This is a genomic window from Haemophilus parainfluenzae (assembly GCF_003252755.1).
Classification (GTDB): Bacteria; Pseudomonadota; Gammaproteobacteria; order Enterobacterales; family Pasteurellaceae; genus Haemophilus_D; species Haemophilus_D parainfluenzae_N.
This window is the reverse complement of sequence record NZ_QEPT01000009.1, coordinates 1-24,521: the sequence shown is the minus strand read 5'-3', so window position 1 is coordinate 24,521 and position 24,521 is coordinate 1. Positions and strand designations below refer to the sequence as shown.

The window sequence follows — 24,521 nt, the reverse complement described above, 5'->3', positions numbered from 1 at the left end:
TTATTTACCTCCTATTTTCATCAAAAGTTCAAACATATCTGATGACATTACATCGGATAAAGCAAATGGTGCGGATACCGGTATTACAATAACAGTTGTTACACCTGATGCTACACCAGTAAGTTTATTTTTTTCTGCAGTATTTCCTTGTTTATCATACCAGCCCCATACTTGGCCTCCTAACAGGTCGTGAGTACCGGCAAAGGATTCTACCGCCATATCCGAGATAGAACCGATGCTATACGGAATTCTCGTAAAATGTAGATTCCACTCACCTTGAACAGATTGAAAGCCACCGGTTTCTCCATACAATCCACTCGCTTTTTCATTTTTCTTTGGATCAATAGCATCATCCAATGAAAATCCATTTTCACCTTTAAATACAACTAACCCATCTGCATTTTTTTCACAGGAACCGACTCCTTGAGTACAAATTGCATTGATATCAATTCGAACACCACCTAATTTTACTCCATCAAAATAACCGCTATCATAACTATCATTACGAAGAATTTTCCCCGTCTTAGCATCTTTAATGCCTTTAAATAATCTTGAATTGGCCAAAGTCTCCTCTCTCATCTTCGTCGCGGCTAATTGCAAAGTTCCTTGAGTGATTGCAACATCCGGTGAGCCAGCGGCAATACCAACCACTGTTTCAAGCAAACGTTTTTGATATTGCAATTTATAAATTTCTCCATAAAGTGCGATCTTTTCCTCTTCAGTTTTAGCTTCCTTGATTTGTTTTCTCAATTCAGCCTGTTTTGGAAGCACATAGGCATCAATCATTGAGAAGGCATTTTTACGAAAATCTTGAGTAACTTTCACTTGAATGTTTAGCTCTTTCATCACTTTGTCTTTATCAAAGTGATTTTCTAACTTACCGGAATGCTGCTCTGCATTATCCGTAGTCACATCGGTTCTAATGCTATCTAGAGTTTGCTCAACCGTTTCTCCAGTTTTCGCTAGTTGTTCCGCTTGGTCTCTAATTTCAATATTCGAAGTATTAATACTACTTTTTGTCACGCTACTTTGACTTTCTTTATCTCGCCCAACACCTAATCCAGTTGATGTTTCTAAAGAATCCCAACCTGTAGCAAGTTTTTTTGCGTTGTCTTTACCCTGCGCATTTTTGGCTTCTGTGGTCAATTCTCCTCGGTCGTTTCTATAAATCAAATTACCATCATCATCCACTGCCTGTTTTCCACTTTGTGGGACACCATTTTCGCCAAATGGTGTTTCAAAGTTAGCTGACACGCTACCACTCACACCAAAACTGCTGCCACTATAATTTGAGTGATTTTCAATATCTGAATGGGTAATGCTGCCGGTACTAAAATGGTTTTTACCATCTGCTTCTGCCTTTTGTGTAGAGGTAATTAATGCACCTTTAAGATCGGTATGCTTATTAACATTAATATCATAACCTTCATCTCCGGCATAAATTCCTGCCTGTTCATTCACACTCTCATGATCAGCATTGATTTTTGATTTATTGAAACTACCACCTGCGGCAAAACCATAGCCTACCGTCACACTACCTTGCATATTCATCTGTTTACCATGGTAGCGAGATTTATCTTGCAAGCTCTCGATATTCAGGTTTTCCGCATCCAATTCAACACGTTTACCCTTCACTTGACTGCCTGCAAGAGTGACATCACCACCTGCATTAATCACGGTTTTACTTTGACTATCACCTACATGGCTAGCAACATAAGTAGTTTCATCACCATTGCCGTAGCCTTTTCCGTAATTACCGCCGAAAGTAGCCCCAGCAGCTACACCACTGCCAACTTTAATAGCAACTCCTGCATTAAAGCCACTAGATTTATTGGTACTACGCTCTTTATGATTCTGCTCAACCGCTTTAACAATCACTTGATTATCAGCCGATAAAAACGTGCCTTGTTTACCAGAAATATCTGAACCCTCAATATTAATATTAGAATCCTTTCTGGTACCCGTTGCCACAATATTCACCTTGCCGCCCGCATTAACTTGAGATTTGGCTGCGGCTTTTCCTTCAGTATGAGTACGTGACTCGCTCTTTTTAAGCTATTAATAAAACTTACAATGTTGCATCAAATTTTGCTTAAAAACACTACAAAGCCTATATTTAAAACACAAAAAGTGCGGTCAGTTTTCGAGAGGTTTTAAAACTCTTGGAAAATTGACCGCACTTTCAAACATTAAATTCTACGAATACTTTTTCATTAATTCATAAATTGGTTTTAATTGAGGCTCATTCTCTGTAGGTTTATAACTTTCAAGAATGGTTTCATCCTCATTGACTAAGTAATGCACATTTGCCCCTTTTTGAAGCATAAGCTCTAAAACATCCAATCTCTCTGGGATATATCCAATCATAGATAAAGGGATTAAACCATCTTGGTTCGGTAAATTAGGATTTGCTCCTGCTTTGAGCAACGCTATCGCCGCCTCAGCATTTTTACTTCGTAATGCATAATGCAAAGGAGTCATTCCATATATATCCTGAGCATTAACATCAACGCCATTATCAATATAGAATTGTATTAATTCTACTTTAGGTTCCGAATAGCAAAGTATCCTATGTAGATAATTCCATTTATCTAAGCTAGTAATTTTTTTTATATCTGATAATTTTTTTTCTAAAAATATTTTTCTTAATAGTTGAAAATCATTATTAAAATTACTCTCTACAATTTTTTCTTCCAAATCCAAGTCATTAAATTTAGAAAAATCCATCTTATTTTCCTCCATTCATAAAATTTCTCATATCTTGTTTTATATCTAAGATATCACCTTTACCAGGCATCTCATTTCTATGACTCCGATTTTCAGACATATTTTCTAACCTAAATTTATTAGGTCTTGCATTTACATAATCATTAAATTGTTTTTGACTCCAATTTAATTCTTTAGCTGCAAGAGATAATCGTCTATGCTCCCAACCATAAGCATGTCCTATATCGATTGGTCCTTTGATTATCGTACGAGCAATCTTATCTCGGTAATTACCATTAGGTAGAGCCTCGTATTGTTCAAAGATTTTCTTCATGGTATCAGAACGAAGATAGGAACGATTATAAAATTGATCTACAGGTTTATCTGTCGATAAATAACGTCCTGTTTGTTCATCAATTCGTTGAGATAGTCTATTAAAATGAGGATCTGTCCCTGCGTTGTGATTCACTGTTTCAAAACGATTTAAGTCTTTTTTGATCACAGTAATTTCTTTTCCATCCTGATTTTTAAACTTATAAGCATGATATCCATCAATATCTTTTATTCGTTTAGCCCCATCAGGTAAAGCATGCCAACAATCATTATGCACCCACACCCCATCAAGGTCAGAATTCGCTCCTTTGATAAAGTAAGTATGGTCAGTCTCAACTGTCAGGTTATATGCACTTAACTTCTCAGCCTTGATGCTAACACCCTTCACCGTTTGCCAGTGATTATTTTCTGACAATAACTTATATCGTTGAAAATACAAAAGTGCGGCCAGTTTTTAAGAGGTTTTAAAATTCTTTAAAATTAACCGCACTTTATATTTTGAGGACAATATCTTACCGATAAATACTCGTACAATACGTCAAGGCTTGTCTTACAGCTTTTCCTAATTCTTCATCTGAAATATTCTTATCATATTTAAATTCTAATGGTGAATTGTCAGGAAGTGAAATTCCTGAATAACCACCAAGAGAATCCTGGTGAAGTGGCGCTATAATTATAAAACTAGCGTCCTGTTCTAAAGATAAAAAAGACATATCCTTATAGATAGATTTTTTATTTTTGTATCCATAGCGTTTTTTCATCTCCTCTTCGAGATTTTTTTGTAGTCCTTTCATTTTTTCAGAATTAAAGATAGCCTGAAACTCTTCGAACGAAATTTCTTTACTTTCATTAAGCTTTTCTTTAATTAACTTTCCTAGATCTAAATCAGAAATATCAACTTCATTAAAAATAAAATCTTGATCTGGATCTGTCATTGCAATCATTCCTCTAATAAAAGAGGTAACTAATAAGAAATCTTTATTAATTCTAACAAAAGCAGCTTTAGGTTTGGTCATATCAATTTACCTTATTAACAATAATATTAGTTCCTTTCGATCTAGCATATTCTATAGATTTATCTATAGCTTTCATCTGTTCTTTTGATGTTTTAGCCGGAATTGCCAAATATAATTCTTTTGATTTTATATCTGAATTGTTAATTATAACTCCGTTTTTACCATCATTTCTAAAATTAACCATATCATCAACATACTTATTCAATGTATAAGTAATTTTTGATGGATTTTGGTAAGTTTTTGAACCAACCGTATCCATTGTTTTTGAACTTATTGCTGTACCATCAGGAAGAAGATGATCAAAGGTTTTAAAATTAGGTTTGATATCATTTAAGTTTATTGAGCCATCCGGAAGCTTCGATTGAACATAAGCTTCCCATGGTTTACCTTGATTTGAAATCCCTTTCCCCCATTGAATACCTATTTGACTATTAGGTATGCCTTTTCTTGATAAGTTTAATTTTCCTGATTTAGCTATATCTGTAATCTTAGAGATCCCTTCAACCATAGCCAATCCAGCACCACTTAGAACCACGCCTCCAGTCGAAACACCTTTCATTTTGCCTTGGCGGTAACCTTGCATTTCTCCCGCGAGTTTTGGATTCTCTTGAAGAGCAAGCGCATAAGCCTCATCCCAATCTTTCAACGAGACCACAACATTATTATAGGTCTTCCCTGGATTTGAGATTGCTTCCCATAAAGACACTACGGTATCATCTAAATTAACAACCGCATCCGCTGTGTCTTTAATACTATCAATTTGACCCTGAGCCTCTGCAAGCTCTAGACCTTCTTGATATTCTTTAGCTTTATCCTCATCTCCATTGAATAAAACCTTGGCATACATTTCAATGTTTTGCTTACGCTCATCACTAGGATGAACATCATCTGCCATGCCATTATTCTCTACCGCACTTTTCGCTGTTTTAGCCGCAATAATCGCTCCATCAGAACTATCTGATAAACTACCACCCGCAATACCTGCTGCTACTTGGCTTAAAGAAGATACTGTACGTTTTTCTTCTTCGCTCAGCTTTTCAGGTGATTTATCATAAAGTGTCGAGGAAAGAAAATGAGCCGCCGCCTCTCCACCTGCAGCACCCGCCGCACCCGCAGCAACATTACGATTGCCCGCATAGGCTTCTACCGCGCCCCAAAGTGCATGAGCAGTCAAATTGAGAGCGGTATTCACATTACCTTTTGCATCTGTGGTCGCTTTCTTAATTTGATTATTCACCGTAGGCGATAATCCTGAAGCCACCACTTCCGCTGCTGGTCTGCCAGCTAAAGCTGTGCTGATAACATTTAATGCCGAATCAATGACAAGACGTTGACTTCCTCCCGTTTCCCATTCTTTGGCTTCGCGACTCGCTGTCTCAAAATTATCTCGTGCTTGTTTTACTAAAGCTTGGTTAATTTCGTTGTTGTTTTCTGCCTTGGTTTTTTCTGCTTCTTCTAACGCAATTGCGGCTTCATGACGTTTCGCTTTCGCTTCTTCGCCAAATTTATTAGCAAGCAAACTTCCTGCTTCCGCGACATTTGGTCCAAATTTCTCTGTCACCTCACGTTGGAAATCAAGTTCTTTTTGAACATCATCTTTATTAAAACGATTCTCTAATTTACCACTTTGGCTTTGTGCACTCTCTGTAGTGATCTCAGTTTTAATCGCAGCAATCTCTTCTTGTACCGTTTTACCTGTACGTTTTAATTGCTCTGCTTCATCTTTAATAATGATATTTTGTGTATTAATACCACTTTTTGTTGTGCTAGATTGGTTATCGGAATCTTTACCATAGCCCATGCCATAGGAGAATTGGAGAGATTCCTTGCCTTCAGCCAATTTCTTGGTGTTCTCTTGTCCATCTACTCCTTTAGAATTAACAGTTGTGTTGCCATTTTTATCGGTATAAAGCAGATTACCATCTTTATCCGTGGCTTGTTTTGTACTTTGAGCTGCACCATTCTCTCCAAATGGTGTTTCAAAGTTAGCTGACACACTACCACTCACACCAAAACTGCTGCCACTATGGTTTGAGTGATTCTCAATATCTGAATGGGTCAGGCTGCCTGTACTGAAATGGTTTTTACCATCTTCTTCTGCTTTTTGGGTAGATATAATCAATGCTCCTTTAAGATCGGTATGCTTATTAACATTGATATCATAGCCTTCATCACCCGAATAAATTCCAGCCTGTTCATTCACACTCACATGATCAGCATTGATTTTCGATTTATTGAAACTGCCTCCAACGGATGCGCCATACCCCACTGTCACACTACCATTTACATTCATTTGTTTACCATAGTAGCGAGATTTATCTTGCAAACTTTCGATATTCAAGTTTTCAGCATTAAGTTCTACTCGTTTGCCTTTTACTTGGCTACCAATAATATTGGCATCACCACCGGCTTGAATCACGGTTTTACTCTGGCTATCACCTACATGGCTTGCAACATAAGTGGTTTCATCACCATTGCCGTAACCTTTTCCGGAATTACCGCCTAAAGTAGCCCCAGCAACCGCACCATTACTCACTTTAATGGCTACCCCTGCATTAAAACCACTCGATTTATTAGTGCTACGTTCTTGATGGTTTTGTTCTGTGGCTTTAATATTGACTTGGTTATCAGCAATCAATGTTGTGCCTTGTTTGCCTGAGATATCCGAACCTTTAATATTAATGTCAGAATTCTTTCCAGCACCCGTTGCCACAATATTCACCTTGCCACCCGCATTAACTTGAGATTTGGCTGCGGTTTTTCCTTCAGTATGAGTACGTGATTCGCTCTTTTTAAGCTATAAATAAAACTTATAATATTGCACAAATATTTTGCTTAAAAACTCTACAAAGTCTATATTTAAAACACAAAAAGTGCGGTCAATATTCAAGAGATTTTAAAATTCACTGAAAATTGACCGCACTTTTAAGCACCTTTGTTAATTACTGCCAAGGCTTAGCATCAGGTTTGCTATGTTTTTTTCGCCATTGAATACATGCAGGTCTATTCCACATTGTTTTTTCTTCACAGATTGGTCCACCTTCTAAATACCAGCCTTTTTTCTCTAAACAAAGATTCACCTCCGGATCATCACTTTCACCAATAACAAAATCCATACCGCAATCCGACATATCTTTTTTTCTTCTGTCAAGAAAATTAATACGTCCTTGAGGATCTGAGTTAGGAAATAAAACCCTAGAATTATGCAAACGCCAATGATCATGTGGTGGTGGAGGTTGAAATCCTCCAAAAGAACAAGCATTGATTGTTAGCAAACCAAATATAAAAAATAGAATCTTCATATCATTCTCCTTTTGATTTATTTAAATTAAAAATGGTTTGCTCATTTCCCATTTTAAGATCTCCCTCAGTTCGATATCCATCAGTAATACATTGTCGTTGTCCTAAGCCATGGCAATTATGTACTGATGAATTGTCACCAAATATATCGCTAATACGTGCAATCCAACCTTTATTGAGATTATTTTCAGATGTCGTTGCAGAATTTCCCCCCAATAAAATCGGCATACTACCTACTGGGTCACTAGCATGATTTTCAATCCGAATTGAACCATTTGAAGCCGTTCTTTCTTTACCGGTTTGCAATTGACTTAAATAACCATCCGCTCTTGTAACATCAGCTGCAGGACCCACCATTTTAACAGTGGTGTTTGAAAGTAATTTTTTCTCTCGGTTATCTTCTGTATTTAACGCTTTTAATGCATTACTAACAGTTAATGTTCCTCGACTATGAGCCCAAACGATGGCGAGCTTCTCCTGACGGGTGCCTAAAACATCAATTTCGTTTGATTAAGATTTTTACTATTTTCATGAATAACTTTATTCAGTTTGTCTATTTTAGTTAGTTCAAGCTCGAGTCAGGAGACGCGTTATCTAGCGGTAGATCTTGCCTTTAGAAAAGTGCGGTCAATATTCAAGAGATTTTAAAATTCACTGAATATTGACCGCACTTTTAAGCACCTTTATTAATTACTGCCAAGGCTTAGCATCAGGCTTGCTATGTTTTTTTCGCCATTGGATACATATTGGACTATCCCACATTGTTTTTTCTTCACAGATCGGCCCACCTTCTAGATACCAACCTTTTTTCTCTAAACAAAGATTGACCTCCGGATTATCACTTTCTCCTACCACATAATCCATACCGCAATCCTTCATATCTTTTTCTTTTCTATCAACATATTTAGTTAAAACATTAGGATCTGATTCAGGGAATAATGCATCTGCATTATGTAAGCGCCAATGATCATGTGGTGGAAGTGGTTGAAACCATCCACTACAGCTTGTAAGCAATAAGATTGAGGGTATTAAGAATAAAAATCTTATTTTCATTTTATTTCTCCTTCGCTTTATTTAATTCAAAAATAGTTCTTTCATTACCCATTTTAAGATCTCTCTTCGTTCGATATCCATCAATAACGCATTGTCGTTGCCCTAAGCCATGGCAATTATGTACGGATAAACGTTCATCACTAAACATATCTGCTGTTCGCTGTAACCAGCTTTTATTCAGATTATTTTCAGATGTTGTTGCAGGGTTTCCTCCCAATAAAATCGGCATACTACCTACTGGGTCACTAGCATGATTCTCAATCCGAATTGAACCATCAGAAACCGTTCTTTCTTTACCCGTTTGCAATTGACTTAAATAACCATCCGCTCTTGTTACATCTGCTGCAGGGCCAACCATTTTAATTGTTGTACCCGAAAGTAACTTTTTAGCTCGGTTATCTTCCGTATTTAGCGCTTTTAATGCATTACTTAATGTTAATGTGCCACGACTATGAGAACCAAGGTATAAATCATCTTTACCATACTGCTTCATAATATTCATCGCTTGTAAACTTGAATTATCCATACCTAATAGATTTCCAAAAGAAGTTTCAAACATTTTCTCATAACCCGCCACTAAGAGCTCTGACAAACCATTTTTCGCTTCAGGATGGTGAACAAAATAAACATCTTTATATACCTTTTGATCTATATTGCCTGTTTTATCATCCCTGCCTGCAATGTAGTTTTGTACCGCAAATTTTGCTGCTGCATTATGATCATTAAAGATGCCATTAAATGCAACGACATATTTACTCTCTGTTTTCCCTGTTTTGGGATCAGTATAAGTAACTTTTTGTAATTGATTACGCTCTTGATCTGACAACTCATGCAATTGATAAATATTGCGTCCTTTACTTACTTGTTGATCATAGTATTCTTTTCGATTTACACCTTTAGCATCAGCTTCTTCATCTATTTTCTTCAGAATTTCTGGATCCTTTATAAGATCTCCTTTTTCATCCACTTTATGAGTAAACATCCGATGTTCTGCGATAAACATTGTTCGATAAGCTTCATCCGTAACACCACCAACATTCTTCGCAAACGCTTGAATCGTTGCAACATCCTGCTCAACCTCTTTTTGCATTTTCGCATGATCTACTTTTTCAAGTTTGTTTACTTCTTGCTCAGTAGATTTCTTGATAGTCTCAATATTCTGTTTACCCTGCGTACTCGCAATATTAAAGTTACCATCACTAATCACAGCATTAGTTGTACTCTGATTATTTTCACTTTGACTTCTATTGCTCGCTAAATTAGCTAGACCAATTTTTGCTGCAGCGTATAAATCTGTACTATGAACATCATCTGTGCCTAAACCAAATTTTACCAGCGATTGATTTGCTTTATTTGGATTCGCCTGTTCAAAGGTTTCGCCCTTTCTATCCTCACCACGATAAATTTTATTTAAAGCTTTATCCTCATCAGAAGTTTGATCACGATCTACAGAAAAACCTCCCATCAATCCCATCGCAGATGATTTCGCATTAGAATAATTTTCAATATTTGAATATTCGAAATCTTCTGCTGTCATTTGATTTTTCTCTTTTGGTGCACTTGAAATGATAGCGCCACCAATAGAAGAAACTTTATTTTTTACATTGATATCATAGCCATCATTACCTGCAAAAATTCCTGCCTGTTCATTTACACTCGCATAGTCTGTATTAACTTTCGACTTATTGAAACTACCACCCGCAGCAAAACCGTAGCCTACTGTCACACTAGCACTTGCATTCATTTGCTTACCGCGATAGCTAGATTTATCTTGCAAGCTTTCAATTTTCAGATTTTCTGCATCTAATTCGACACCTTTACCTTTAACTTGACTGCCCGCAAGGGTTACATCTCCGCCTGCTTTAACCACAGTTTTACTTTGGCTATCACCTACATGGCTAGCAACATAAGTAGTTTCATCACCATTGCCGTAGCCTTTCCCGTAATTACCCCCTACAGTAACCCCGGCAGCCTCACCATTACTCACTTTAATGGCTACCCCTGCATTAAAACCACTTGATTTATTGGTACTACGTTCTTGGTGGTTTTGTTCTGTGGCTTTGATATTGACTTGGTTATCTGCAATCAATGTTGTGCCTTGTTTGCCTGAGATATCTGAGCCTTCAATATTAATATTGGAATCCTTTCCTGCACCTGTCGCCATAATATTTACTTTGCCGCCAGCATTAACTTGGGATTTATAGGCTGTTTTTCCTTCAGTATGAGAGTGAGATTCGCTCTTCTGTTGACCATAAGTGATTTGTACACCGATCAAGGAGTCGACATCCCCTTCACCATTCATAAAATCTTTGACATCGGTTACAGCTTTTTTTCCAGATTGGTAGGCACGATAAGCCTCAAAGCCAGCATTAGCTGCCGACATAGTATTCACTCGGTCATGTTTACTATCGCCAACTTGTTTAGTGGATTCGATAGCCCCTTGTACTGCTTGAATAGCAGAAATAACAGGAGAGCTAATAGCAATAGTTAAACCTTTTTGCTCAAATTTTTGTTTGGTATTGGTTTCATATTTGTCATCTGCAGCTTTAATATCGACTTTTTTCGCCAGAATATTCACATCGCCGTCTTTGATTGCACTCACCTTACTCGCAGTTTGAGTATAAGTGTTTTCCGCAATCATCGTAGTATTACCGTTCAAGCTACCTACTTGGCTACCTTTCGCATAAAGCTTAGTCTGATCACTTTCTGTGGTTTGTTTTTGAGAACCAAAGGTTACTCCAATACCACCTCCCAATATGCCTGATTTTTTCTTGCTGTAATAATCATCAGAGTAGACTCGGTTCTCAGCTTCGCGAATATCAATGTTTTTAGCCTTCACCGTCAAACCATTACCAGCTGCTACATTTGAGCCCTGAATAGTGACATTACCTTTGCTTGAATGAAGATAAATCTTATCTGCATCTAAATTTGAGGCTTCCGCAACGTCATAATCGTGTTTATGTCGATAAACTTCTGTCGTTGAGCTTGTTAAACCTCTAGATTTACTTTTTGAACCACTAGAAAGCTGCTCTTTATAACGGGCTTCTTGGATATTAATATTCCCCTCAGACATCACATTCATAGTGCCATTACTGGTTACAGAAACGCCTCGCATTTCAACCGCACTTTTACCCACAGCATCAAGATTTCCAGTGACATTTAACTGACTGCCAACTTCTTGTTTTTGATCAAGCTTGTAATAATTATCAGCGTTAGAGACATAATGTTCTTTGTTTTGGGTTTCAATCGTGTCAAGATTTAATTTATCACCCGCTTGCAATGCCGCATCACCTTTAATATTAAAGTTAGCGCCTTTTACTGTGATATTTTCCGTTGCCATTAAAAGAGCAGTGCCTTTTTGCCCCTTATCAGCTGCATCTTTTCTACCCACATTAATTGAGGCTTGCTGAACAAGGGATTTGCGGTAAAAATTGCCAGTATCCTCGGTTTCACTCGTGCGGCTTTCTATATTAATGTTTTTAGCTTGAGCCACTAAACGCTCTTCTGCATTGAGTTCTCCACCGAGATTATTAAGAGTTTCTTTCGCTTTTAAGTAAAGCTCACGCCCTTGCAATTTTCCGCCTAGGTTTTCTATATTATTTGCCGCCAAATGGGTCAAATTACGCCCCGAAATAACTCCACTGTTTTGAATGTCGCCTTGAATATTGACAATTACATCGTTGGCTGAAATCACTGCGCCTCGACTATCAATATCTGCATTACGGCTCACTACATAAACCTGTGGTGCAAGTACTTCTTTTTTCGAACCATCTTTTAACGTTACTTCACGTTTTACCATCCATACCATATCTGAGGTGAGTTGTTTCATCTGCTCAGCCGTTAATGCCACGCCAGGGATCAAATTAAGTTTCTTCGCATATTGCGCACCATTATCCATCAAGGCTTTATACTGTTCATAATCAGATAAGTAACCTTGAAGGAAACGTCTGCCCGTGAGTTGATTGATTTGCTCATTTACTAAACGCTGTTCATAAAAACCGTCACCCAAACGCTTCAGAATATTTTTCGGATCGCTATGAATCTGTTTAAACATATAATCAGAACTTAGCCATTTAGATTTCTGAATAAAACGTGGATCAGTTTCCACTAGGTATTGACTAGATAGCACTGGGTTAATTTTGTAAAGGCTTGCCTGTGGCAATGAAATATCTGGTAAATGCGTTTTGATATCAAGGTTATCTTTATTTTTCATCACTCCAGACGTGATTGCTTCCAGGTTAACGCGGTGAACATTTAAATCTGTATTTAAAGGTGTTTTCTCCGCTAATGAAATGCCTTGGAAATCTGATTTATCCCCAACAGTTGTGCCAGTAGACTCCACCGGCTCACCTATTTTTAAAAGTTCCAGCCCAAATTTAAACGGTTCGACAGGTAATAGGCGGTCGATTTTTTGTTTATTTCGTCCATACACAGCCCAAACTTTTTTACCTCTCACACCATGATAACGATGTTCTTTTTTAATATCTGTTTTCAAACCGATATCTCGACGATGAATTTCACCATCAACATCAATATTATCAAGTTTTAGTGATCCTTGGCTTACTGTACTGACGGATTCCTTAATCGCTTTATCCGCTAAATATAAGGTGTCACCAATCACAATTCGGGAGTGTTTATTCGTATACTCCCCCCCTTCCAAATGTAAAGACTGCCCAATAAGCAATTTACCTGGATCTTGGTGTTCAATGGTATTTGTATCTGTGGTTCGAATGTAATCTTGTTTCAGCCAATTTTGAGCTGCCACAGCTTTACGTCCATCATTGAAACGAAAATATTGATTGCTATTATGACGACTATTATTAACATGATCTAAATAGCCCTCACCTTTTTCTCCTTCATTACTATAATAAGTCGCACTGCTATCAAACGGGGAATACGTAACAAAATGATTTTTAGTATATTTATGTCCTAACCTTAAATGTAAATCGTGGTTTAGCAGACGATGGGTTTTAATCCAACCACTTCCTAAAGCTTCAATGGTTGCACTACCGTTATCAATACTATTTGCGTAACCAGTTGCTTGATTATTTTCATTTAACTGTCCACCAATATAGATATTACCTAAACTCATAATAAGTGAATGGTTACGGTTTACTAAATTACCGACACCTAAATCAAGTCTCTCACGAGCAGCAATTGTCGCCGCTGTTCCGTCAGCATTCTCAAGGTTATTTAAATTGTTTGCTTGAATTGCAAGGTGTCCTCCATAAATACGTGCCGTACCAATGTTATTTACATCATTGGCTTTAATCACTGTGGTATCGCCATCAATTAAGCCAAAGTTATTTAGCTTATTAGTTTGAATACGTGTATTTATTGAAGAAATTTCTGCATTAGCACTATTTTGAATAGTAGATCCTTCAACTGATGCTGAATTACCTACCACAAGGTTGGAGTTATTAACAAAATCACCTTTTGTTTTAAAAGTAAGATTATTACCTACACCAAAGGCTTTATTTAGGGTAAAGCTATCATTTAACTCAATACCCAAATCTCCTTTTGTACTAATTGACCCCTCATCAACTAATGTTTTAGCTTGCAATGTCGTTCCAATCACTGATTCAATTGTCCCTAGTGCATTATTTACAACTAAGGTCAAATCTGGATTTACAATATCAACTCGACCAGTTGATAAAATCTCACCTTTTTGATTATCAAGAGATTGATTAACTGTAATATTTGCTGATTTTCCTGCATAAATACCACCAGATTGGTTTTCAATATGCTCTGCATCCATTACTAAATTAGCTGTTTGAATACCTTGAGTAGGAGTATCTTGCTTAGCTTTTGTATTTTTATTATTTACATTTGTAACATTTAACACTAAACGATTTGTTGCACTAACCAAAGAGCCTTTATCACCTTCAGACTGGTTATCCATCTTGGTCAAATTTAATGTTGCATTCACACTTTGAACAATGCCACCTTTGTTATTTAAATTTGTACCAGATAATGTTAAATCCTGAGATGAAATTACACCTTGTGCATTATTTATTGCAGCAGAAGAAATCGCTGCTGTTTTCGCTGAAATATCACCTTGTGTATTATTCAAATTTTGGGTTTGAATCGTTAAATCAGACTCTCCCTGAATCACTCCTTTAAGGTTATTTAAATCATTTGCAAGCAATGTCGCACGAGAAACAGATGAAATAATGCCATCTTGGTTGTGTAAATTTTCTGTCTTTAATGATAGTTCACCTTGGTTATAAACAATACCACGCTGATTATTAAATTGATTAACTGATAAATCTGCGCGATTTCCGACAATTAACTTCCCTTCCTCATTATTAACTTGCTGTGCAGCCAATAAAACCTGTCCACCTAACATTTCACCTTTTTGGTTATTCAAGGTTGAAGTACTAATATCAAGACTATTTTTTCCAAATAAATAACCAGATTGAGACTCTATATGTCCTGCATTTGTGTTAAGTTTCACACCTTGATTTGACCAAATCACACCTTGATTATTTTGAATTAATGGCGTTTGAACAGAAAGCGTACCTTCTGCGACAATTTTTCCTTCAGTATTGTCTAATCCCTTTTGTACATTTAATGCAAAAGCTTCGGCGCCACGTTGAATCCAACTGCCCTGATGATTATTAAGTTGAACACTATCCACCACAAAATGATCAGCATTCAAATGTGCATTTTCAGTTGAAATAAGATTTGGGTTGCTTAATGTTGTTTTTCCTTCGCTATATAGCGTTGTTTTATTCAGATTTAAAGCTGATTGAGCAGATTGGAGAGCGATGCGATCTCCACTTAATTGACTATCAGATAAATCAACCATTTCCGCTCTCACATTAATCTCACCACTCGCTAGATGTTTTGCTTTGGATGAAATGGTCTTTTCAGCTGAAAGAGTAAGATTTGCACCTTGTGCATGTTGAGTATCTAGAGAACGAATCTCACCTTGCGTAGTATCCTGTACCGTAACGCCAGCAGCAACTAAAGCACCACTTTTTACTTCAATATTTTTTGCCTGATACTGAATATCGCCCTTAGCAACAGTTTCACCGGTTTGAGTCACCTTATCTTTAGTTTGTAATAACACGCCGCCTTGACGAGAAACAATTGAACCATGTTGCTCTACTCGAGTTTGTGAACGCAATACAGCATTCCCCTGTTTAGTTTCAATTTTACCTTTATTTTCAATAACCTTTTCTGCATTAAGATCAGCTTGGTGTGTTGCACTAATCGTACCGCTATTAACAATACGTCCTTGGCTATCGATTTTCACGCTTCCAGCAGATGCACCAATGTGTCCCGCATTGCGTACACCAAGGCCTTGGCCGTTATCCACTAAATGGATTTTTTCAGCATACATCCCACCTAATTGGCTTACATCCACACTGTAGCTTTGGTTTTCGCCTTGAGTATCAGAAGTGCGGTCAGTGTTGTCGGTGTTTTTATCACCCACGTACACAACTGAATCGTTAGTGCGGTCAACGTTGTTTTTACCTGTGGTAACTTTAATCCCTTTCTTCGACCAAACCCCACCTTTGATTTCGGCTTTCTCCGCGATAATATCGGTGTAATCAGATTGGCTGTTATCCATCCCTTTTTGACCAACAGTCACTTTACCGCCTTTTACGCGATAGCCTTTCAACTCACCATTTTCTACTTCCGCTTTACCGGTTGTCAGCGTGGTGCGTCCAGCATTAATCACACCACAGCCATCACATTGGATACCACTAGGGTTGGCAATCACCACATCTGCTTTTTTGCCTGCGACTTCCACATAACCTTTTAAACGGCTTGGATTAGCGGAGTTCACCTCGTTAAGAATGACTTTTGCTTCACCGCGAGCAAGATTCGGGTTACCTTGCACCCAGCCCGCCATTTGTGTTTGTGCCGCTTTACGAGCATTGTTTAACACAGCACCTTTCTCTGCCACATCAAATTGTGAATATTGGTTACGTGATACCCCACCAGCACTTGGTGTTTGAATATTCACTTGCGGTAAACCATTGCCGGTTTGAAGTACTGTGGGTTGTTGATTACCCGGTGCAGATTTATCTGCACGAATGGCCATATCTTCTGCATGAACAGAAGGTGATAAGAAGACAAAGCCTAATGCCAACATTAAGCTAAAATGGATAGGATTAAGTGAAAGAGTACTTGAAAATAGTCCTGTTTTTGCTTGTTCTGGACTCACATTTTCACTTTGTGCTTTACCTTGAGATTTTGCCAACTCAGATACCACTACAAGCTGGTTTAATACACGGCTAAAAATCACTTTATAATGACGTTTATTCATTTTTTAATTTCCTTTAAAGTTTTAAATTCTGTTTAGTTTTAATTCATTCACTAATCTGAAAGCATAAGCATTAAAAACGGTAGCTCACATTAAATCCGGTTGTTACATGACTGGTTCTAAATTATAAAAATACTGCCACATCTACCAAGGCTATTAATATTATCGTGATACGTTTTACTTGTAAAAGTGCGGTCAATTTTCGAGAAGTTTTAAAACTCTTTGAAAATTGACCGCACTTTGTACTTCAGTATTTTAAATTGTAGTCTGTTTAAATATCAAACAAAGAATAACCTATAAATAAACCATTCTTGATATATTCCTAATATTTTTTATCTTTGGTTTTCCTATGAAATTTTATTGCAAAATCAAGAAATCCAAGAGGTAAATACATAGCTAGTGTTGGGGTCAACGCCTCTTTAAATGTATCTGAATTCCAATATATCTCATTAAATTTAAAATATATAAATAGAGAGAAAATTATATCTCTAGAGATAAATAATAAATATAAAAGAGAAAATAACACTAGATTGCTAAACCATAAATTTTTCCTAAGCTTATTTAGCATATTTTTCCTCGAGAAATCTGTAGTGTTGTTTCAGTTTTTCTGCATCACCTAAATATTCACTTGTAATAGCTGAACCTGTGGGAACAATCATTTTATTTATTGAAGGCGATATATTTACTTTCGATAATCCATTAGATACCGCAGCTGAACCTAAGGTTCCAGTAACAGCACTGATTGCATTCCAACCATAATCCTCTGGTTTTGTTGTAGCCATAACATTAAGCCCAATATTAATTGCGGTTTGTTGACCTAGAGATTTGTTTCTATTGAACAATGTAGATAATTCTGCTTTTAATAAGTCATCCCCACTAAATTCTTTCTTTGATGACAGTTGATATCCTGTATTTATAGCTCCAGAAACAACTAATTCAGAAAGTAAAGGATATTTCTCTGCAACCATGCCTACTCTAGGCAATACTTTTGAGGTGCCTTGAACAATTAATCCTTCAGCTGAAGATATTGCTTGCGCTCCCCTCAGGGCAAAAGGAGCAATGAAAGTTTCAGGGTATACCGATTCGAGAGGAATTTCTCGGTTAAAGTATTTATAACCACCTGTGAGATCAGTAAGATCAACCAAATTCTTGTACTTTGAAAGCCCTTCTCCAAACTCATACGCATTGCTTTTTTCCATCCTAACTGCTAATGTTGATTCATCAACTGCATCAATAAATTCTTTCCGTAAATTCTCATCAGATTTTAATTTTTTTAAAACTTTAGGATTCTTAGCCATGTCATTTAAATTATTAAGTGACTCATCACCTAAAAGTGCAACACTTGGTTCTTTTTTACTATCGGAATAACCTTGCTCTATACGCTGCCTTAACCATAATTCATTACGCCCATCAAACATCGGTTTATAAAATTCTTGTACAGCATAGTCAACACCATCTCTAGCTTCTTCAGACATTGTTTGACATTTAGAAGAACTTCCGCCTAATTTACAAGCTGCCACTAAATCAGCATATTTTTCAGAGTCAAGTTTTGCATATTTTTTATTAATATCCATTTGACACTGTTTATTTCCTTGGCAATTTTGAAGGTCTCTGCGGTAATTATCCCAATCATCCTTAGAAAGGTAATTATTCTCCACCGCCCTTTTAGCCGTCTCTGCTCCAGAAGTTGCCGCAAGGAAACTCCCCTCTTGTTCCGCTGTGGTGCCATTCGCTTTCGCTGTCAATGCTGCAGCTAATCCGCCCGCCAACTGACTTAACGTGCTAATGTTTTCCTTCTCATTTGCCGTAAGTTGATTTGGCGTTTTATTATAGATTGCCTGCGTAAGGATTTGTGCAGTCACTTCTCCTGTCACCCCTGCCACAGCCCCCGTCAATGGGTCTTTGCCTGTCACTTGAAACTCCACTGCAGAAAGCAGCGCATGTGCCATTAGATTCGCAGCTTTGTCTTTTGCCGTGTCACCCGCCGTCATCTCGTGGATGGTTTTGTTGAGATAAGGTGAAGCAAGAGTAACAAGACTGCCTGCGGTATCGTTTTGTGCCGCTGCTTGCAATGCTGCTGTTACTGCTCGAATCGCCATGCCCTTTTCACTACCTATGCCGTAAGTGCGGTCGATTTCACCTTGCGTTTTCGTAATTTCTGTTTGAACGTTTGTTAGCTGTTGCTTAATGGCTGCAAGCTGTTGTTCATTACCCGCTTGTCCCTGCAAGGCTTTTTCTTGCTCTTCCAGCTTAAACTTCTCAAGCCCTAGCTTGTTGATTTTCTCACGCTCTTCATAGGTGGCAATATTAATCGCGTTGTTGCTGATGTCGCCTATCACTTTCGCCATTTCTTGGCGCTCTTGTACTTTTTGTAAATCTTGCTTTTCAACACGTTGATTCGCATTTTTGGTATCCCGTGAAAGTGCGGTTAGATTTTCCGGTGTTTCGGTGTCTATCTGAATGTTGCCACTGATGGCTGATTTGGTTTGGCTATGTTCACTTTCATGACTATTGCCAAGCAAGCTCAACGCACTGCTAAGCGCCTGCATTGGATTCACACCACCACTGCCTGCACTAATACTTGCACTTTCGGTTTTAATCTCACTTTTATTTTCAATATCTGTTGTCGCGATTGATTGGGTTTTAAAGCGGTTTTTACTTGCATCAGCATCACTTTCAATAATCGCACCATTTAATTGCGTGTGGTGATGAACGGTAACATCCATTCCATCCTCACCCACACGAATACCGGCTTGCTCTTTTACTTGAGCATAATCCACTTTCGCTTTACTGTATGATGCACTCACCGAAGCTCCGCCACCTGAACCATACGCCACCGAGCCACTTGCACTCGCACCCGTTTGTTTGGATTCGTATTTCTCTGTATCTTGACGGCTCGTGACAGTGAGATTTTGAATGTCCGCTTCCCAGCGTTTTGCTTTGAGATTCGCCGCATCAAGGTTTAAGCCGCCTTCCTCACTATTCGTGATGATTTTATCTGCAGTAAAATGACTATTTTGCCAACGTTCGCTATCTGAGTTCGACTTGCCCTTAGCCACATTCACCGAACCCTCAATACCAATTCCATAGCTATTACCATTGGTTCCAACAAAGACGCCTACACTTCCCCCTACAGATTTATTTTCTGTGCGTTGATGCTCTTCGTCTTTCACGCCTTTTATCTCAATCCCTTTTTTACCTGATAATGCCATCAATTTCGCATTCGCATCAACGCCCTCAAAACTGAGTTTTTCATCGCGCGCTTTTGCATTAAATGTCCCCGTATTCACGGTTGATTTTTGATGACTAATACTTTGGCTTTCGCTGGTTTGAGTTTGTTTTTGGCTGCCATAACCAATACTAATTTTCACACTTGGGCTGGATGTCGTCCCAGTATTCTGCATATTACCGGCTCTTAAGGCATCCAAGGTTTCCGCTACCTTACTCACATTTTGAGCAGCCATGAAAGCCTCTTCTCCGGCTTTCATGGCATAAAGCGCTTGAAGTTTTGAATTGCTCACCTGCTTGGCTCGCTTCACACTGTTATAAGCCGCTTGTGCCATATCGGTCACCGGTGTACTCAAGGCAATCGTCACGCCTGATTGTTTATACTCATGCCCCTCTTTACTTTCAATAATATCTTTTCCGGCTTCGACCTTCACACTTGCGCCTTCAATATCAATTCGATTTGTGCGTGGTGTAATCATATCCGCACCAAGAACATTTGTATGATTACCCGCACTCACTGTGATATTGCCATTCATTGAACCTAGCGTGCTACGTGCATCTGATTGTGTCCAACCTTCTGTCTCATAATCGTGTTTTTCTGATTTTGAACCAAAGGTAATGCCAATACCACCGCCTGTGAATACCCCTGACGTTTTCTTAGTTTCCACGCGCTTATTTTTGAAATGATTGGTATCTGCTGCAATATCAACATCATGTCCAGACTGAACATGGAGATTATCATCCGCAATAGCCTGAATGCCTTTCGCCTTTACATCATGACCTGCTGAAAGAACCACGTCTTTACCACTCACCTGTGTGCCGACTTGAGTAACGGATTGTTGTTGGTCAAGGCTGGTTTTCGTTACCTTCGCCACGCTTCCGCTTTTCGTTTTATGAAACTCTTCAAAATCTCGGCTTTCTTTTGCGCCATTCAGCACAAGGTCGTTTTCCGCGATAGCCATCAACTTCGCTTCACTCTCCAGCTGTGCACCTTCGGATAAAATATTTTGACTTGTTTTCCGCTTGGTAGCGTTACTACGCGAAGTTGGATGTGGAATTATAAGATTTGCTTAAAGATAAACAGCTCTAAAAATACAAAAAGTGCGGTCAATTTTTGAGAGGTTCAAAAACTCTTTAAAAATTAGCCGCTCTTGATATATCCAAGCTATAAAAACAGATTTTCACTAATCACATTAAATAAAACCTCCATAAATTCAAAAAAATCTTTTTCTGATACTTCCTCAGGAGAAATCATTTTGTTATATATAATATCTATATCCCTATTTTCTAATTTATATATTTCCAATCCTACCCAATGACTACTCCAGAGCTCAATAGTTGTCGTTTTTTATTTGAATATAAGTCAAATCTAGTTAAATAACCAAAATCTCCCTCTTTCTCAAAATCAACTTGAACAACTCCGAATTTTTCAATCACCCTAGGATAAACAACATTTTCAAAAAATTTAAATATATCCATTATTTTTTCTAGCACTCTTATATTATTAACTTACCTATAAAAACAGACATAAATTTTGACTTTTATTTCATCTTTGATGGTTCCCAATTATTTAAAATATCATAAATAAACTCTGCATATTCTTTTTCAGGATGTAATTCCAAAAAACGTTCACATGCTTTTTTAAAATACATAAAGCAGATTTCTTCAGATACATGAACCTGATATCTAGGATCACATAAGCCTCCAATCTCAAACCTTACCCCTTCAAAGTGATCTTCTGGAAATGGGCTATTCATATCAGGGTAATAGCAATCTGCTCCCTCCTCACAGAATCCATCCTTTTCTACCAGAACAGAATAAATAGCTTTTAAAAAATCTCCCTCATAATAAACAATATTAAAGTAGCTTTTTATACTAAACTCAGGTTCATCTAAGCCACCTGTTCCACCATAAAAAAAATTTAAAGGACTACGAGAATCTTCTCCTTTGGCTGTATATAAGGGAATACTATTCTGGGTGTACATTTGTTACTCCTTTAGTATCTTTATCAATATAATAACGAAATTTTATCCCATTAATTTGCTGGGAATCTTGATAATTTTTTAAATAATTATTACTTGCTTTAACACTACTAACATATCCTTTAGCTACAGCCTTTTGCCCCATTTCAAGCATCTCATGATCTGAGAATTTGATAGGATCATAAACCGTTTTAGGGCTAGATATTGCTTTATAAGTCCCATCAGGTTTACCGTCTCTTCCTAATCTTGGAATTTCATAATGAATACGAGTAATACCATCAACATTTGTTGATTCCTCCTTAACGATTCGACCGCCTCCCTGGGAAAGAGTATTTAGGAAGTTTTCTCTATTGTGTCCTCCAGCAACACCTCTTCGTTGATTAATACCTTCCCCTTGGATTAGGTGATTTTTCAAATTCATACTGAAATGAATGCCTTCTGGATAATCCTCATCCCCAACATTAGTACGCTTATATCCATCCATTCCTGAAGTCGGATAAGCTTTATTTTTTCCATTAATTAAGCTCTTAACATTGCTTAATCCAGCTTTTGCAGAACCTGCTACTGCCCCCAGACCTATTGCTGTACCAGCCTCCATCAAATTCAAACCAAATTTCGTTGTATCTGAAAGCTTGCTAAAACTTTCTGCATTTTCACGTTCAACTAAATTAGATAGTGCAATACGATTTGCTGTATTTAAATCATTTGGGTAATACACCGTCATACGACTAAAGAACCCTAAATTTCTCTCAAGCTCTTCAGCCCCTGTATTCATTTCATGTAAATGTGCCGTTTCACAAGCCACATTACCATTACACGCTATAAGTTGCTGGCGGTTTTCTTCACTAATCCCTTCGTATTTCTCTAAAATCGGTTTAGTATCACGGCCTTCTTTTTGTGCTTTACTCAGTTCCCGAATGAGATTCTCAACATCTGCAACACTTAGGTAATTATTCTCCACCGCCCTTTTAGCCGTCTCAGCTCCAGAAGTTGCCGCAAGGAAACTCCCTCCTTGTTCCGTTAGGGTGCCATTTGCTTTCGCCGTCAATGCTGCAGCCAATCCGCCTGCCAATTGACTTAACGTGCTAATGTTTTCCTTCTCATTTGCCGTTAATTCACTGACCGGTTTGCCATAAGCTCTCGCGATGATTTCAGCCGTTGCTTCACCTGTCACTCCTGCAATTGCGCCCGTCAATGGGTCTTTGCCTGTCACTTGGAACTCCACTGCAGAAAGCAGCGCATGCGCCATCAGATTCGTCGCCTTGGCTTTTGCGGTATCACCCGCCGTCATCTCGTGGATGGTTTGATTGAGATAAGGTGAAGCCAGTGCAACAAGACTGCCTGCGGTATCGTTTTGTGCCGCTGCTTGTAATGCTGCCGTCACCGCTCGAATCGCCATGCCTTTTTCACTACCAATGCCGTAAGCGCGGTCGATTTCATCTTGCGTTTTTGTGATTTCTGTTTGAACACTTGTCAGCTGTTGCTTAATGGCGGCAAGCTGTTGTTCATTACCCGCTTGTCCCTTCAACGCTTTTTCTTGCTCTTCCAGCTTAAACTTCTCAAGCCCTAGCTTGTTGATTTTCTCTCGCTCTTCATAGGTGGCGATATTAATCGCATTCTCCGATATCTCACCGATAACTTTCGCCATTTCCTGACGTTCTTGCACTTTTTGTAAATCTTGCTTTTCAACACGTTGATTCGCATTTTTTGTGTCACGTGAAAGTGCGGTCAGATTTTCCGGTGTTTCGGTCTCTATCTGAATGTTGCCACTGATAGCTGATTTGGTTTGGCTATGTTCACTTTCATGACTATTGCCAAGCAAGCTCAAGGCACTGCTAAGCGCCTGCATTGGATTCACTCCACCACTGCCTGCACTAATGCTTGCACTTTCGGTTTTAATCTCACTTTTATTTTCAATATCTGTTGTCGAGATTGATTGGGTTTTAAAGCGGTTTTTACTTGCATCAGCATCACTTTCAATAATCGCACCATTTAATTGCGTGTGGTGATGAACAGCGACATCCATGCCATCCTCACCCACACTAATGCCGGCTTGCTCTTTTACTTGAGCATAATCCACTTTCGCTTTACTGTATGATGCACTCACTGAGCCGCCACCACCTGAACCATACGCCACCGAGCCACTTGCACTCGCACTCGTTTGTTTGGATTCGTATTTCTCTGTATCTTGACGGCTCGTGACAGTGAGATTTTGAATGTCCGCTTCCCAGCGTTTTGCTTTGAGATTCGCCGCATCAAGGTTTAAGCCGCCTTCCTCACTATTCGTGATGATTTTATCTGCAGTAAAATGACTATTTTGCCAACGTTCGCTATCTGAGTTCGACTTGCCCTTAGCCACATTCACCGAACCCTCAATACCAATTCCATAGCTATTACCATTGGTTCCAACAAAGACGCCTACACTTCCCCCTACAGATTTATTTTCTGTGCGTTGATGCTCTTCGTCTTTCACGCCTTTTATCTCAATCCCTTTTTTACCTGATAATGCCATCAATTTCGCATTCGCATCAACGCCCTCAAAACTGAGTTTTTCATCGCGCGCTTTTGCATTAAATGTCCCCGTATTCACGGTTGATTTTTGATGACTAATACTTTGGCTTTCGC

11 protein-coding genes and 2 pseudogenes are annotated in these 24,521 nt (G+C 38.3%); all 13 read right to left on the bottom strand.

The genetic code is table 11. The features are described from left to right. Positions 1-2,052 (bottom strand): annotated as a pseudogene (locus DPV95_RS09405) (hemagglutinin repeat-containing protein); the annotation flags it as partial. A 144-nt stretch (positions 2,053-2,196) separates the two neighbouring features. Next, positions 2,197-2,727, bottom strand: a complete 531-nt coding sequence (locus DPV95_RS09400; protein WP_111406991.1) for an ankyrin repeat domain-containing protein — start codon at positions 2,725-2,727, stop codon at positions 2,197-2,199. A 1-nt stretch (position 2,728) separates the two neighbouring features. Further along, positions 2,729-3,454 carry a GH-E family nuclease gene (locus tag DPV95_RS09395; RefSeq protein ID WP_243583181.1) on the bottom strand — a complete coding sequence of 242 codons (726 nt, stop codon included), beginning with the start codon at positions 3,452-3,454 and terminating at the stop codon, positions 2,729-2,731. A 97-nt stretch (positions 3,455-3,551) separates the two neighbouring features. Continuing rightward, on the bottom strand, positions 3,552-4,055 hold the full coding sequence (locus tag DPV95_RS09390; RefSeq protein WP_111406990.1) for a contact-dependent growth inhibition system immunity protein: 504 nt from the start codon (positions 4,053-4,055) through the stop codon (positions 3,552-3,554). Between the two features lies 1 nt (position 4,056). Beyond that, positions 4,057-6,849 (bottom strand): annotated as a pseudogene (locus DPV95_RS09385) (hemagglutinin repeat-containing protein); the annotation flags it as partial. Between the two features lie 148 nt (positions 6,850-6,997). Next, a complete protein-coding gene (locus DPV95_RS10465) occupies positions 6,998-7,357 on the bottom strand; it encodes a hypothetical protein (protein WP_049357091.1) in 360 nt (119 codons plus the stop codon). A 1-nt stretch (position 7,358) separates the two neighbouring features. After that, positions 7,359-7,712 carry a hypothetical protein gene (locus tag DPV95_RS10645; protein ID WP_165818939.1) on the bottom strand — a complete coding sequence of 118 codons (354 nt, stop codon included), beginning with the start codon at positions 7,710-7,712 and terminating at the stop codon, positions 7,359-7,361. 333 nt (positions 7,713-8,045) lie between these two features. After that, positions 8,046-8,408 carry a hypothetical protein gene (locus DPV95_RS10640; protein ID WP_005634597.1) on the bottom strand — a complete coding sequence of 121 codons (363 nt, stop codon included), beginning with the start codon at positions 8,406-8,408 and terminating at the stop codon, positions 8,046-8,048. A 1-nt stretch (position 8,409) separates the two neighbouring features. Beyond that, positions 8,410-16,689: a two-partner secretion domain-containing protein gene (locus DPV95_RS09365; protein WP_111406989.1), complete on the bottom strand. Its 8,280-nt coding sequence runs from the start codon at positions 16,687-16,689 to the stop codon at positions 8,410-8,412. Positions 16,690-17,243: 554 nt separating this feature from the next. After that, positions 17,244-20,876, bottom strand: a complete 3,633-nt coding sequence (locus tag DPV95_RS09355) for a hemagglutinin repeat-containing protein (RefSeq protein WP_111406988.1) — start codon at positions 20,874-20,876, stop codon at positions 17,244-17,246. Between the two features lie 346 nt (positions 20,877-21,222). Next, entirely contained in the window at positions 21,223-21,393 is a 171-nt protein-coding gene (locus DPV95_RS10455; protein WP_165818938.1) for a hypothetical protein, read from the bottom strand. A 62-nt stretch (positions 21,394-21,455) separates the two neighbouring features. Next, entirely contained in the window at positions 21,456-21,899 is a 444-nt protein-coding gene (gene cdiI, locus DPV95_RS09350) for a ribonuclease toxin immunity protein CdiI (RefSeq protein ID WP_111406987.1), read from the bottom strand. Further along, the coding region (locus DPV95_RS09345) for a hemagglutinin repeat-containing protein (RefSeq protein ID WP_207974269.1) at positions 21,883-24,521 on the bottom strand (2,639 nt) is incomplete at its 5' end. The genes DPV95_RS09345 and cdiI, both read right to left, overlap by 17 nt.

What these genes read in the sequence shown, in the direction of transcription:
- DPV95_RS10465 (WP_049357091.1), bottom strand. Translation starts at nt 7,357, where the DNA reads ATGAAGATTCTATTTTTTATATTTGGTTTGCTAACAATCAATGCTTGT.
- DPV95_RS10455 (WP_165818938.1), bottom strand. Translation starts at nt 21,393, where the DNA reads ATGGATATATTTAAATTTTTTGAAAATGTTGTTTATCCTAGGGTGATT.
- DPV95_RS09400 (WP_111406991.1), bottom strand. Translation starts at nt 2,727, where the DNA reads ATGGATTTTTCTAAATTTAATGACTTGGATTTGGAAGAAAAAATTGTA.
- DPV95_RS10645 (WP_165818939.1), bottom strand. Translation starts at nt 7,712, where the DNA reads ATGGTGGGTCCTGCAGCTGATGTTACAAGAGCGGATGGTTATTTAAGT.
- DPV95_RS09365 (WP_111406989.1), bottom strand. Translation starts at nt 16,689, where the DNA reads ATGAATAAACGTCATTATAAAGTGATTTTTAGCCGTGTATTAAACCAG.
- DPV95_RS10640 (WP_005634597.1), bottom strand. Translation starts at nt 8,408, where the DNA reads ATGAAAATAAGATTTTTATTCTTAATACCCTCAATCTTATTGCTTACA.
- cdiI (WP_111406987.1), bottom strand. Translation starts at nt 21,899, where the DNA reads ATGTACACCCAGAATAGTATTCCCTTATATACAGCCAAAGGAGAAGAT.
- DPV95_RS09355 (WP_111406988.1), bottom strand. Translation starts at nt 20,876, where the DNA reads ATGGCTATCGCGGAAAACGACCTTGTGCTGAATGGCGCAAAAGAAAGC.
- DPV95_RS09390 (WP_111406990.1), bottom strand. Translation starts at nt 4,055, where the DNA reads ATGACCAAACCTAAAGCTGCTTTTGTTAGAATTAATAAAGATTTCTTA.